The organism is Catenuloplanes japonicus, from assembly GCF_000717135.1.
In the GTDB taxonomy this organism is placed as follows: domain Bacteria; phylum Actinomycetota; class Actinomycetes; order Mycobacteriales; family Micromonosporaceae; genus Catenuloplanes; species Catenuloplanes japonicus.
Window position 1 is genome coordinate 125,203 of sequence record NZ_JNXY01000005.1, and the last position, 13,045, is coordinate 138,247.

A 13,045-nucleotide genomic window follows, 5' to 3' on the forward strand; every position below is an offset into this window, starting at 1 on the left:
CCGTACCTCCGCGTGCCGGCCCCTCGCTGGGCGCCCCCGGCAGAACACTCTAGTCGCGGCCCGGGTCGCCTCCGGCCCCCAGTTTCCCCTGATCGCACCCTGACGGGTGTCAGTCATACGTGAAGGAGACTCGCATTGTCCGGCGGACCTCGATACCGTACGCACGTGTCTCCCTCGGACCGTGAAGCGCTGCGCACGCGACTCGACCGCGCCACCGCACACCTGGACCCGCCGATCGGCGTGGTCGACCTGGCCGCCTTCGACGCCAACGCGGACGCGCTGACCGCGCGCGCCGGTGGAAAACCGATCAGGGTCGCCGCAAAATCGGTACGCTGCCGCACGCTCCTGGACCGGGTGCTGGCCCGGCCCGGGTGGGCGGGCGTGATGGCGTACACGCTGCCGGAGGCGATCTGGCTGGTCCGCTCCGGTGTGAGCGACGACGTGCTGGTCGCCTATCCGACGGTCAGCCGGCCCGCGATCGCGGAACTCGGCGCCGATCCGAAGCTGGCGGCCGCGATCTCGATCATGGCCGACAGCCCGGCCCAGCTGGACCTGATGGACGCGGTCGCCGCGCCGGACCAGCGCGAGGAAATCCGCCTCTGCCTGGACCTGGACGCGTCCTGGCGGCCGCTCGGCGGGCGGGTGCACGTGGGCGTGCGGCGCTCACCGGTGCACTCGGCCACGCAGGCCGGCCGGTTCGCCGAGCACGTAGCGCGGCGCAAGGGCTTCCGGCTGGTCGGGCTGATGGCCTACGAGGCACAGATCGCCGGCCTCGGCGACGCGCCGCCCCGGCAGGCGGCCCGGGGCGCGATCATCCGGGCCATGCAGAAGCGCTCCGGCGCGGAGCTGCTGCCCCGGCGCGTGGCCGCGGTGTCGGCCGTGCGCGCGCTGACCGACCTGGAGTACGTCAACGGCGGCGGCACCGGCAGCGTGGCCGCGACCTCGCAGGACCCGTCCGTCACGGAGGTGACCGCCGGGTCCGGGCTGTACGGTCCGACGCTGTTCGACGCGTACCGCGCGTGGCAGCCCGAGCCGGCCGCGTTTTTCGGGCTGCCGGTGGTCCGGCGGCCCGCCGAGGGCATCGCGACCGTGCTCGGCGGTGGCTGGGTGGCGTCCGGACCTGCCGAGAAGAGCCGGTTGCCGCGGCCGTGGCTGCCGGAGGGTCTGAGCTACATCGGGACGGAGGGGCCGGGCGAGGTGCAGACGCCGTTGACCGGCGCGGCGGCGGACTCGCTGCAGCCCGGCGACCGCGTCTGGTTCCGCCACGCCAAGGCCGGTGAGCTGTGTGAGCACGTCAACGAGCTGCACCTGGTGGAGGGCGACGCGGTGACCGCGACCGTGCCGACCTATCGCGGTGAGGGGCACGCGTTCCTGGGATAGGTCTTTACCGGCGGGGGCGCGGCTGTGGTCGTACCCCCGCCTGATTTTCAGTTTTTGTTGATCAGATGCCGACGTGGGACTGGAGGTAGTCCCGGATCAGCGTCTTGGACTCCTGGATGATCTGCGGATCGCCGTCCGCGTCGCGCCGGAACGCGAGCTTGATCAGGGAGTCGGCCGTGGTCACGGCGATCTCCAGCGCGAACCGCAGCTTGGGCGTGTCCGCGACCGCGAACTGCTCGTGCAGCACCTCGGCGATCCGGTTGGCGATGACCACGTTGTTGTCGCGCTCCTCGTCCAGCAGATGCACGTCGACGACGTCGCCGAAGTGCAGCGTGCGGAACCCGGCGACGGTGCGGTGCATGCCGATGAACTCGTCTATGGCGGCATCCACCCCGTCCCACCACTGGGCGAGGTTCCCGGCGGCGAACCGGGTGGACAGGCGATCGAGGTAGGCCTCCATGTTGCGCAGGGCGAGTGCCTGCACGATGGCCCGCTTGTCGGGGAAGAACTGGTAGACCGAGCCAATGGCCACCTCGGCGCGCTCAGCGAGCAGCGTCGTGGTCAGTCCCTCGTAGCCGACCTCGTCGACAAGCTCGGCACAGGCGTCGAGCATGCGCTGGACCCGCGCTACGCTGCGTCCCTGAACGGGCACGCGACGTAGGGGTCCGGCGGTGACAGCTGTTGTCGACACGCGTCGCAACTCCCTTTCGGCAGAGAGAAAACAAAGGTTACTCGGCTTAACGAGCGAGAAGCCGCAAGGTGTTTACTCTCCGTCCTCGTGCTGATATGAATTCAACTCACGTTAGGCGTGACACTGGGGGGCTGACTTGACCCGCACAGCACCGACACCCACCCGGCCCTGGTCCAACTGGGCCGGTAACCAGCAGGTCACGCCCGCCCTGTCAGTGACACCGGTCAGCACCGACGAGATCGTCGCCCTGGTCCAGAATGCCGCCACGGAAGGGCGCCGCGTCAAGCCCGTCGGCACCGGTCATTCGTTCACCGCCGCCGCACTCGCGGATGACATCCAGGTCGACCTCCGCCGGATGAGCGGCCTGATCTCGGTCGACCGGGAGGCGCGGCTGGTCACCGTGCACGCCGGCACCGACCTCTGCCTGCTCAACGAGGAGCTGGCCGGGCACGGTCTCGCGATGCCGAACCTCGGCGACATCAACGTCCAGACCATTGCCGGAGCCATCTCCACGGGTACGCACGGGACCGGCGCCGGATACGGCTGCCTCTCCACGTTCGTGGAGGCGTTGACGCTGGTCACGGGGTCGGGTGAGGTGGTGCGGTGCTCCGCGTCGTCCAACGCTGATCTGTTCCGTGCGGCCCGGGTCGGAATCGGGGCGCTGGGGGTCATCACCGAGGTGACGCTGCGCTGCGTGGACGCGTTCGTGCTGCGGGCGCACGAGGCACCGGCGCTGCTCACGGACGTGCTGGGCGACCTGGACGAGCGGATCGCCGCGAACGATCACTTCGAGTTCTACTGGTACCCGTACACCGATCGGGTGCAGGCCAAGACGAACAACAGGGTCGCGCTGGACGACGCGCCGCTGAGCCGGTTCCGCGCCTGGCTGGACGACGAGTTCCTGTCCAACACGGTGTACGCGGGGGCGTGCCGGCTGGGTCGCCTCGTTCCGGCCGTGGTGCCGACCGTGCAGGCCGTCTCGGCGCGGGCGCTCACCGAGCGCACCTACACGGCCCGCTCCGACCGGGTGTTCTGCACGCCGCGGCGGGTCAGGTTCACCGAGATGGAGTACGGGGTGCCGCGCGCCGCACTGCCGGAGGCGCTGGCCGCGTTGCAGCACATCGTGGCGTCCATGCCGTTCAAGGTGCAGTTCCCGGTCGAGATCCGGTTCACGGCACCGGACGACATCTGGCTCTCGCACGGATACGGGCGGGAGTCGGCCTACCTGGCCATCCACCAGTACGTGGGGGCGCCGTACGAGCCGTACTTCCGGGCGTTCGAGAAGGTGGCGGCGTCACTGGGCGGGCGCCCGCACTGGGGCAAGCTGCACTATCGGGACGCGGCGTCCCTGCGGGAGGCCTACCCGCGCTTCGACGACTTCCTGGCGGTCCGGGACCGGCTGGATCCAGGCCGCGTCTTCACGAACGAATACACGACCCGGGTGCTCGGCGACTGACGAGCGTCAGTCGCGTGGCCAGTCCGCGAAAGCCGCGCGCATTCGGGCTATCGCCGCCTGGTCCAAGCCGTAACGCGCGAATCTCGCGTCCGGGAGTCCGTCCAAACGCCGCATCGCAGCCGCAATCTCATCTTCGGCCAATATCGGCTCGTGCTCGTGCGCCAGCTCCAGTATCCGGTCACGCCGGAATCCCCGGTCGAGCGCGGCGGCCACATCGATGAAATCGCGAGGCTCGCTGCGGCCCGCCAGCGCGCAGAACTTCGATCCGAGCAGATCATCGAGGTGGACGACAGGACCGACCTCCATCTGCACCGGCAACCGCTGGCGCGGCATGCAGGCCAGCGATATATGCACCGTGGCCTCACCCGCCCTCACTTCGAACTCTTCGAAGGCATCGTCCATGCCGTAGAAGGCATCCATGGGATCGGCGTCATCGCCGATGTGGGCCACCTCGAACCCGCAAGCAGCCAGCGCATCACTGATCGCTGGAGCCGCCTCGCGTACGCCGCCCTCTCGATCGGTGAAAAGGTCGATGTCTTCGGTGGGGCGCTGAACCAGTCCGTGAGCGACGAGCGCTTGACCTCCACCGAGCGCGAAGCCTTGATCGTCGATCACTTCCAAGGCGCGCCGAGCCAGTTCGATACGTAACGCGAAACGATCGTCGGTCATGCAGCCTGCTGCTGGGCAAGCCATCGCACATAGGTCGGATTCGCCTGGACCGGCGAAGCCTCGCGCGCATTGCTCAGGGAAGGGTGCGACATCTCCCAGACATGACGGATGCCATGGGGCAGGTAGAGCGACGGCCAGCATGCGTGCAACATCCGGCTGTCAAGCCACTCGACGAGATCGGCAGAACCTCGGGCCTCGCGCAGAACTATCTCGTACAGCCACTGCAGCGTGCCTGGATCATCAAGGTCGAACGTACGGTCCGCCTGCCACATCAGGTGGTGGGGCAGCGTCACGGTGCCGGTGGTCGGGCCGTGCAGTGCGGCCAGGTCTTTGATGACCACGACCGCCTTGCCGGGCCGGGTTCCTGTCCAACGGGTCACCCGGCCATCGTACGTCTGTACCCCTAGATCATGAGGGGCCGTCACTCTCAGGAGGCGTCGGTGGTCGCCTTCGCGGGTGCGGCCTTCTTCGCCGGCGCCTTCTTCGCGGCCGCCGTCGTCGTCTTGGTCGCGGTGGCCTTCTTCGCCGCGGTCGTCTTCTTCGCGGCCGTCGTGGTCTTCTTCGCCGCCGTCTTCTTCGCCGCGGTGGCCTTCTTGACCGGGGCGCCGTCCGCCGCCTTCTTGGCCGGGGCCTTCTTCACCGCACGCTTCTTCGCCGGGCCCTTGGCGCGCTTCTCGGCCAGCATCTCGCTGGCCTCCTGCAGCGACAGTGCCTCGACGGTCTGGCTGCGGCGCAGCGACGCGTTGAACTCGCCGTCCGTCACGTAGGGGCCGAACCGGCCGTCCTTGATGACCAGCGGCTTCTCGGTCGCGGGGTCGTTGCCCATCTCGCGCAGCGGCGGGGCGGCGGCACGGCGGGCACCACGCGTCTTCGGCGCGGCCAGGCGGGCCAGCGCGTCGTCCAGCGTGACCGTGAAGATCTGCTCCTCGTTGTCGAGCGAGCGGGAGTCGTCGCCCTTCTTCACGTACGGCCCGTAGCGGCCGGAGAGCGCGAACACCTCCGCGCCGTCCGGGGCCACGCCGACCAGGCGCGGCAGCGAGAGCAGGCGGAGCGCGTCCGCAAGCGTCAGCTCGTCCGGCTTCTGGCTGCTGAGCAGCGAGGAGTTCTTGTCGCCGCTGGACACGTACGGCCCGAAGCGGCCGGCCTTGAGCAGCACGGGCTCGCCGGTCTCCGGGTGCTCGCCGAGCTTGCGCTCGCTGCCGGCGCCGCCGAGGAACAGCTCGTCGACCTTCTCCGGCGTCAGCTCGTCCGGCGCGAGCGCCTCGGGGAACGACGCGCGGTCGGCCTCGTCCGGCTCGGCGGACGGGTCGTCGGTGTGGTGGGTGCGCTGCAGGTACGGCCCGTAGCGGCCGACGCGGACCACGACGTCGCGGTCCTCCGCGTCCCGGAACAGCGGGATGGAGTTGACACTGCGCGCGTCGATCTCCGCGATGTTCTCCGTGACCAGCTTCTTCAGGCCGCCGGCCTTGGCGATGGACGCCTCCGCGCCGGCACCGCTGCCGAAGTAGAACGCGGTGAGGAAGTCGGCGGACCGGGCGTCGCCGCCGGCGATCTCGTCGAGCTGGTTCTCCATCGAGGCGGTGAAGTTGTAGTCGACCAGGCCGGGGTAGTGCCGCTCCAGCAGGCCGACCACGGCGAACGCCAGGAACGACGGGATCATCGCCTGGCCGCGCTTGGTCACGTAGCCGCGGTCCTGGATGGTCTGCATGATCGACGCGTAGGTGGAGGGGCGGCCGATGCCCATCTCCTCCATCGCCTTGACCAGCGACGCCTCGGTGTAGCGGGACGGCGGCTGGGTGGAGTGGCCGATCGCGTCCAGCTGCTCGGGGGTCAGCGGCTGGTCCTTGACCAGGGTCGGCAGGCGACGCTCGGCGTCCTCGGCCTCCGCGTTCTCGTCGTCGGAGGACTCGACGTAGGCGCGCAGGAAGCCGGGGTCGGTGATCGTCTTGCCGGTGGCGCCGAAGTCGGCCTCCTCCCCGGCGGTGGAGATCGCGCGGATGCGCACCGAGACGGACGAGCCGACCGCGTCGGTCATCTGGGACGCGATGGTGCGCCGCCAGATCAGCTCGTAGAGCTTGAACTCCTCGCCGGACAGCTCGTTCGCCACCTCGCCGGGCGTGCGGAACGTGTCGCCGGCCGGGCGGATCGCCTCGTGCGCCTCCTGCGCGTTCTTCACCTTGCCGGTGTAGCGGCGCGGCTGCGGAGGCACGTTCGACGCGCCGTAGAGCTCGGCGATCTGGCTGCGTGCGGCCGTGATCGCGGACTCGGAGAGGTTCACCGAGTCGGTTCGCATGTAGGTGATGTAGCCGTTCTCGTACAGCCGCTGGGCCGTGCGCATCGTCTGCTGCGAGCTGGAGCGCAGCTTGCGGGCCGCCTCCTGCTGGAGCGTGGACGTGATGAACGGCGCGTACGGCCGCCGCCGGTACGGCTTCTCCTCGACGCGGATGACCTGGAACGGACGGTTCTCCAGGCGGGCGGCCAGGCCACGGGCGCCGTCACCGTCGAGGTGGATCACGCCGGAGCCGGGCTTCACCTGCCCGGTGGTCGGCTCGAAGTCCTTGCCGCTGGCGACGCGGTCGCCGTTGATCGCGATGAGCGAGGCGCTGAACGTGCGCGGGCCCTCGACCTGGCCGCCGACGGCGAGGCGGGCCAGAATGTCCCAGTACTCGGCGGTGCGGAACGCCATGCGCTGGCGCTCGCGCTCGACCACGATGCGGGTGGCGACGGACTGCACCCGGCCTGCGGAAAGGCCGGTGCGCACCTTCTTCCACAGCACCGGGGAGACCTCGTAGCCGTAGAGACGGTCGAGGATGCGGCGGGCCTCCTGCGCGTCGACCAGGTCGCGGTCGAGCTCGCGCGGGTTCGCCACGGCGGCCTGGATGGCCGGCTTGGTGATCTCGTGGAAGACCATCCGCCGGATCGGGACCTTGGGCTTCAGCGTCTCGATCAGGTGCCAGGCGATGGCCTCGCCCTCGCGGTCCTCATCTGTCGCGAGCAGGACCTCGTCGACGTCCTTGACCAGGGCTCGGAGCTTCGTGACCTGCTTCTTGCGGTCCGGCGAGACGACGTAGAGGGCGGTGAAGCCGTTGTCCACGTCGACGCCGAGCCGTGCCCACGGCTTGTCCTCGTACCCGGCCGGGACCTCGGCGGCGTTGCGGGGCAGGTCGCGGACGTGCCCGAAGCTGGCCTCGACGACGTAACCCGGGCCAAGGTAGCCCGAGATCGTCTTAGCCTTCGCCGGTGACTCGACGATGACCAGACGGGTGCTCTTGGCGTTGCTCGGCACGTTACTCCTGACCTCGATGGATCCCCTGCGGTTGGTGGATCGCCTGTCTATTCAGCTCTGGAAGCCCTGGACAGCGCGCGAGTCTCGGATCGGCCACGGCTGATCATGCGCGCCGCTGCGCCAACCGATCCACGGTAACGCGGTCTGCGGCCGGAGGGTCGCGCGGGACCTTTCGGCGACCCCACGCTACCGGGCCGCCGGCGTCGTGGATCGACAACGCCGGTCGAGCGACCTCTGTTCCCCCCAACGGTGTCCGCTGCCCGGAGACGCTCGGCACGGACCTGCACCATCGTGCCGGTCTATGTCTCGGTCATCCAGTCACCGTAACTGTCGGAGATTAGACAGTACACCGGGGGTCAGCGTGGCCACGCTGACTCGGGCGCGGCGTCCGGACGCGTCCCGACCAGGTCCGCGAGACGGGCGATGCGACGGCGCCCGGAGATGCGCAGCCCGGGGCCTTCGTCACGCGGCGTGGTGAGGCGGCTGGGCAGTCCGACCGCGTGCAGTGCCGCGCGGACCGTCTCCCAGATCGGCTCGTCCGCCGCGCCGAGCCGAAGCACATATCCGGACGGGTCGGGCATTCCGGCCGCCGCGACCCAGAGCCGGAGCCGGAAGCCGTTGAGGAAGAACGCGCGTGGCGGCCGCTTGGGGGCACCCTGCTCGCGCAGCCAGGCGCGGGCGAGCGGCATCAGCGTGGTCGCGTAGGCGGTGCGCACCTCCAGCCGCTCGTCCTCTGTATGCGACCAGGTCGTCTGCAGTCCACGACGGAGGATCTCCGGGACCAGCACATGCACGCGCCAGGGCTCCGTGACGGTCAGCGACACCCGGGCGGTGCCTCCCATCCGGACGATCTCGCCGGGCCCGGCGAGCAGTCCGGCCAGATCGGCCACGCCGGGATCGTGGGCCTCCACCCCGAAAAGTGAAGGCTGCGGGCGTACCGTGGCGCGCTCTTGATCTTGATGTGGCTCGTGTCTTTTCCGCCGTGGGCCCTTTTCAAGATCAAAATCTCGCGGGGGTACGTCCGGGAGGCCCGGAATCGGCGGGTTGACCGACACTCAACGACACTCCGGCACCTGGTCGAACGCCTCCCGCAGCTCCTCCGACTGCAGCGACGACGTGTCGAGCGCGGTCTTGTCGTACTCCGAGTCGAGCGTGGTGACCACCTGCTCGACGCCGGAGTAGAAGGCGCCGGCCTGCGACGTGTCCAGCGCCTGGATGCCCTGCAGCGCCTTGTCGTAGGCGTCCCGGACGCCGCTCAGCGAGATCAGGAAACCCTGCGCGACCTTCTCGCCGTCGTCCACGTCGGGCACGCCGGCCGCCTCGACGCCGGCACGCGCGGTCTCGCTCGCGTCCTTGGCGCCCTCGAACAGCCGGGCCAGGTTCTCCTTGGCCGCGGTGGGCGTGGTCTCGGCGCTCATCTGCTGCTGGGCGCGGGCGGTGAGCGTGCTTATCTCGGTGCGCCACGGACCCAGCGCCTGGCAGACCTCGGAGGCCCAGACTTGCGGCGTGGCGCCACCGCCGCACGCGGCGAGGAACAGGACGAGGGAGGTGAGGACCGCGGTGCAGGACACCATGCGGGGGGTGCGCATGGAGAGCAGCGTACGACTGAGGGTCATCACCGCGCGATGCCGCCGGGAAGCATGCGATCTCCCCGGCGGCATCCTCGGCCGATCAGGCGCTCACGATCTCCTGCTTCGGCGGCACCGGGGTGCCCGCGGTCGGCGCCGGCGGCTCGTCGCCCATCGAGATCGGCTTCCGCTTGATCCACACCACGGCCGCCACGATGATCAGCGTCGCCACCGCGGCCAGCCCGATCCGGACCGGCAGGTTCGCGTCCGCGCCGTAGGTGAGCGTCACCACACCGGGCGCGATCAGCAGGCTGACCAGGTTCATCACCTTGAGCAGCGGGTTGATGGCCGGGCCCGCGGTGTCCTTGAACGGGTCGCCCACGGTGTCGCCGATGACGGTCGCGGCGTGCGCCTCCGAGCCCTTGCCGCCGTGCGCGCCGTCCTCGACCAGCTTCTTCGCGTTGTCCCACGCGCCGCCGGAGTTGGACAGGAACACGGCCATCAGCGTGCCGGTGCCGATCGCGCCGGCCAGGTAGGACGCGAGCGCGCCCGGACCGAGGCCGAAACCGACCGCGATCGGCGCCAGGATCGCCAGCAGACCGGGCGTGAGCAGCTCGCGCTGCGCGTCCCGGGTGCAGATGTCGACCACGCGGCCGTACTCCGGACGCTGGGTGCCCTCCATGATCCCGGGGAACTCGCGGAACTGACGACGGACCTCGACCACGACCGCGCCGGCCGACCGGGAGACCGCGTTGATCGCCAGACCGGAGAAGAGGAAGACCACCGCGGCGCCGGCCAGCAGGCCGACCAGGTTGCGCGGGTCCGACACGTTGAGCAGCGCGTCGATCGACAGCGTCTCGCCCGCGTCACGCAGCGCGGTGGTGATCGTGTCCCGGTACGACCCGAAGAGCGCGGTCGCGGCCAGCACCGCGGTCGCGATCGCGATGCCCTTGGTGATCGCCTTCGTGGTGTTGCCGACCGCGTCCAGCTCGGTGAGCGTCTGCGCGCCGGCCTCGTCCACGTCGCCGGACATCTCCGCGATGCCCTGCGCGTTGTCCGAGATCGGGCCGAACGTGTCCATCGCCACGATCACGCCGACCGTGGTCAGCAGGCCGATGCCGGCCATCGCGACCGCGAACAGCGACAGGATGATCGAGCCGCCGCCCAGCAGGTACGCCCCGAACACGCCGGCACCGATCACCAGCGCGGAGTAGACCGCGGACTCCAGGCCGACGCTGATGCCGGCCAGGATGACGGTCGCGGCGCCGGTCAGCGACGACTTGCCGATGTCCTGCACCGGGCGCTTCGCGGTCTCGGTGAAGTAGCCGGTCAGCGCCTGGATCGCGGCGGCCAGCACGATGCCGATCACGACCGCGCCGATCGCCAGCACCTGCGGGTTGCCGGTGAACTCCGCGCTCACGGCCGGGTCCTCGAACCCGGGGAACGAGTTCGGCAGGTAGAGGAACGTGACCACGGCGACCAGCGCGGCGGACAGCGCGGCCGAGATGTAGAACGCGCGGTTGATCGCGGTCAGGCCGTTGCGGTCGGACGGGCGCAGCCGGGTGATGAACACGCCGACGATCGCGATCAGCACGCCGACCGCGGAGACGATCAGCGGGTAGACCAGGCCGTCCTCGCCGAACGCGGCCCGGCCCAGGATCAGCGCGGCGACCAGCGTCACCGCGTAGGACTCGAAGAGGTCAGCGGCCATGCCGGCGCAGTCGCCGACGTTGTCGCCCACGTTGTCCGCGATGGTCGCCGGGTTGCGCGGGTCGTCCTCCGGGATGCCCTGCTCGACCTTGCCGACCAGGTCGGCGCCGACGTCCGCGGCCTTGGTGAAGATGCCGCCGCCGACCCGCATGAACATGGCCAGCAGCGCGGCGCCGAAGCCGAAGCCCTCCAGCACGGTGGGCGCGTCGCCCTTGTAGAGCAGCACCACCAGCGAGGCGCCGACCAGGCCGAGGCCGACCGTGAGGAAGCCGACGACGCCGCCGGTGCGGAACGCGATCTGCATCGCCTTCTCGCGACCGCCCTGCTTCTCACCGGCCGCGGCGGCCACGCGCAGGTTCGCCCGCGTCGCCAGCGCCATGCCGGCGCCACCGATGAACGCGGAGAAGACGGCGCCGACCACGAAGAACGCGGAACGGCCGATCTTGACCAGCGTCTCGTTGCCGTCGGTCTCGTGCACCGGAAGCAGGAAGAGCAGGACGAGGGCGATCACCACGAAGACGGCGAGCGTCTTGAACTGGCGGAAGAGATAGGCCGACGCGCCCTCCTGCACGGCGCCGGCGATCTCCTGCATGTTGGTCGTTCCCTTACCGGCTGCGAGCACACCGCGGACGAGCGCGAGTGCGAAGCCCAGCGCCACCAGCGCGATGACCGCGGCGACGACGACGTACGAGAGATTCGTACCGGTAAGGGACAGTCCGTCGCCGGCGGCGACGAAGCCGTGTTTGGACATCAATGTCCTCCTCAAGTTCCTACCGAGCGCGCACCAGCCGGCGGACGAACCGGGTGGCCGCAGCCACGCGGCCGTGGCAGCGTCCGGCCCTCACCGGACAGCGGGGCCGGAAACAGTACGTAATGACCCGCGTACTGTAGCGGTCACCCGTGTTGAGGGTCACAGCCGGAGCCATCGTGTCGTGATGATGTTGGCAACTGTGTTAACCGCGGGGATCCATCGGGGCTTGTCTGTAGGCACAGTCAAGGTCATCAGGTCGGTGTGCGCAACTGGTCGGCGCAAGATCAGATCGTGACCTGGGGGTTTGTGGCCGGGAGCTCGGGAGGGGCATCTACCGGCGTTTATCGGGTTTTAGCGGCCTTTATGGGGATGACCGGCGGGGTGCGGCATTCTCGGGCGTACGCAATCACGGGGTGTGATCTGCGTCTCGATCATCGCGAACGCCCGATCTCGCGGCCGGCCGACGCGGCCGTCCGGTCACACCCGGCCATGGGGGCCGCCCGTCAGCCTCGCGCTCGATCATCGATCTCGTGCGGGGTCACCGCGGTCGTCCGTACCGGCCCCGCACGGACATCTCGGCCACCGTTCGCGCCCGCACCATGACCCCTCCGCGCGAGGCGGAGCGGACGTGGGTCACAGGCGGGCGTGACGGCGTGCCGGATGGCCACGGAGCCGGGCGCGGGAGTCCGGGCCGTACCGTGGAAAGCTTTTGATCTTGTGGGTGTCAGGCGGCGTGGGTCGGCCAGGCCATGCGGACCTCGGTGCCCACACCCTCTTCCACCGGGCGCACCTGGAGATCATCCACAAATCCGGCCAAAAGGGCAAATCCGACACCGGTGGTCAGTTCGTCGTCGGAGAGCGACTCGTTGGCCAGCTCGTCCGGCGGGATCGACGGGATGCCCAGACCGGCCTCGATCGGCGCGCGGTCGATCACCCGGACGGTGTACGAGCTCTCGTCGGACATCTCCACCTGCACCGGGGCGAACACGCCGTACTGCCGGTGCAGCGCGACCGCGCGGGCGCAGGCCTCGCCGATCGCCAGCCGGACCTCGTCCAGCAACTCCTCGGCCACGCCGGCGCGGCGGGCCACGGCCACGCCCACGAGACGAGCGGTGCGCACGTGCACAGGCGCCGGCGAGAACGCCAGTCGGACAGTCGCCATCACGCGGTCGGGCCGGAGTCCGCGCCCGCCCCGCCCGCGGCCTGGACGGCCGCGTCGACCGACGGGTAGATCGGGAAGACCTGGTCCAGCGCGGTGATCCGGAAGATCTTGAGCAACGGCTCCTTCGCGCACACCAGGCCGAACGTGCCGCCGACCGGGCGCAGACGCTTCAGCGCCCCGACCAGCACGCCGAGCCCGGTCGAGTCGAGGAACTCGACGCCGCCCAGGTCCACGATCACGCCGCGCACGCCGCCGTCGATCAGCTCGACCAGCCGTTCCCTCAGCCTCGGCGCGGTGTAGACGTCGACCTCGCCACCCACCTCCAGGACCGTGTGCCCGGCGACGGTGCGGGTCGCCAACTGCAGCTCCATC

11 protein-coding genes are annotated in these 13,045 nt (G+C 70.0%); 2 read left to right on the forward strand and 9 right to left on the reverse strand.

Going from position 1 to position 13,045, the window contains the following annotated elements:
• The first annotated feature begins 165 nt into the window (after positions 1–165).
• Complete coding sequence (locus OP04_RS09645; protein WP_033339208.1) at positions 166–1,380, forward strand: amino acid deaminase/aldolase; 1,215 nt, start codon at positions 166–168, stop codon at positions 1,378–1,380.
• 61 nt (positions 1,381–1,441) lie between these two features.
• Here OP04_RS09645 and OP04_RS09650 read toward each other — a convergent pair whose 3' ends face one another.
• Positions 1,442–2,071, reverse strand: coding sequence for a TetR/AcrR family transcriptional regulator (locus OP04_RS09650; protein WP_198153781.1), 630 nt, complete (start codon positions 2,069–2,071; stop codon positions 1,442–1,444).
• Positions 2,072–2,207: 136 nt separating this feature from the next.
• On the opposite strand from OP04_RS09650, the gene OP04_RS09655 reads away from it, so the two are divergent.
• Positions 2,208–3,527 carry a D-arabinono-1,4-lactone oxidase gene (locus OP04_RS09655; protein WP_033339210.1) on the forward strand — a complete coding sequence of 440 codons (1,320 nt, stop codon included), beginning with the start codon at positions 2,208–2,210 and terminating at the stop codon, positions 3,525–3,527.
• Positions 3,528–3,533: 6 nt separating this feature from the next.
• Here OP04_RS09655 and OP04_RS09660 read toward each other — a convergent pair whose 3' ends face one another.
• The 8 genes from OP04_RS09660 to OP04_RS09695 form a co-directional block, all read right to left on the reverse strand.
• Positions 3,534–4,196 (reverse strand): nucleotidyl transferase AbiEii/AbiGii toxin family protein, encoded by a 663-nt coding sequence (locus OP04_RS09660; protein ID WP_033339211.1) that lies wholly within the window; start codon positions 4,194–4,196, stop codon positions 3,534–3,536.
• A complete protein-coding gene (locus OP04_RS09665; protein ID WP_051797365.1) occupies positions 4,193–4,576 on the reverse strand; it encodes a hypothetical protein in 384 nt (127 codons plus the stop codon). Before OP04_RS09665 ends, OP04_RS09660 begins: the two co-directional genes overlap by 4 nt.
• A 47-nt stretch (positions 4,577–4,623) precedes the next feature.
• Positions 4,624–7,482 carry a type I DNA topoisomerase gene (topA, locus tag OP04_RS09670; RefSeq protein WP_033339212.1) on the reverse strand — a complete coding sequence of 953 codons (2,859 nt, stop codon included), beginning with the start codon at positions 7,480–7,482 and terminating at the stop codon, positions 4,624–4,626.
• 356 nt (positions 7,483–7,838) lie between these two features.
• Positions 7,839–8,372, reverse strand: coding sequence for a hypothetical protein (locus OP04_RS09675; protein ID WP_232323525.1), 534 nt, complete (start codon positions 8,370–8,372; stop codon positions 7,839–7,841).
• A 165-nt stretch (positions 8,373–8,537) separates the two neighbouring features.
• Positions 8,538–9,071 (reverse strand): hypothetical protein, encoded by a 534-nt coding sequence (locus OP04_RS09680; protein WP_033339214.1) that lies wholly within the window; start codon positions 9,069–9,071, stop codon positions 8,538–8,540.
• An 82-nt stretch (positions 9,072–9,153) separates the two neighbouring features.
• Positions 9,154–11,511 (reverse strand): sodium-translocating pyrophosphatase, encoded by a 2,358-nt coding sequence (locus OP04_RS09685; protein WP_033339215.1) that lies wholly within the window; start codon positions 11,509–11,511, stop codon positions 9,154–9,156.
• A gap of 724 nt (positions 11,512–12,235) precedes the next feature.
• Entirely contained in the window at positions 12,236–12,676 is a 441-nt protein-coding gene (locus OP04_RS09690) for an ATP-binding protein (protein WP_033339216.1), read from the reverse strand.
• Positions 12,673–13,044, reverse strand: a complete 372-nt coding sequence (locus tag OP04_RS09695; RefSeq protein WP_033339217.1) for an STAS domain-containing protein — start codon at positions 13,042–13,044, stop codon at positions 12,673–12,675. Before OP04_RS09695 ends, OP04_RS09690 begins: the two co-directional genes overlap by 4 nt.
• Between the last annotated feature and the right edge of the window lies 1 nt (position 13,045).

Bases quoted from the DNA above. Each gene is read 5' to 3' on its own strand.
- OP04_RS09680 (WP_033339214.1), bottom strand. From the start codon at position 9,071: ATGCGCACCCCCCGCATGGTGTCCTGCACCGCGGTCCTCACCTCCCTC.
- OP04_RS09685 (WP_033339215.1), bottom strand. From the start codon at position 11,511: ATGTCCAAACACGGCTTCGTCGCCGCCGGCGACGGACTGTCCCTTACC.
- OP04_RS09695 (WP_033339217.1), bottom strand. From the start codon at position 13,044: ATGGAGCTGCAGTTGGCGACCCGCACCGTCGCCGGGCACACGGTCCTG.
- OP04_RS09660 (WP_033339211.1), bottom strand. From the start codon at position 4,196: ATGACCGACGATCGTTTCGCGTTACGTATCGAACTGGCTCGGCGCGCC.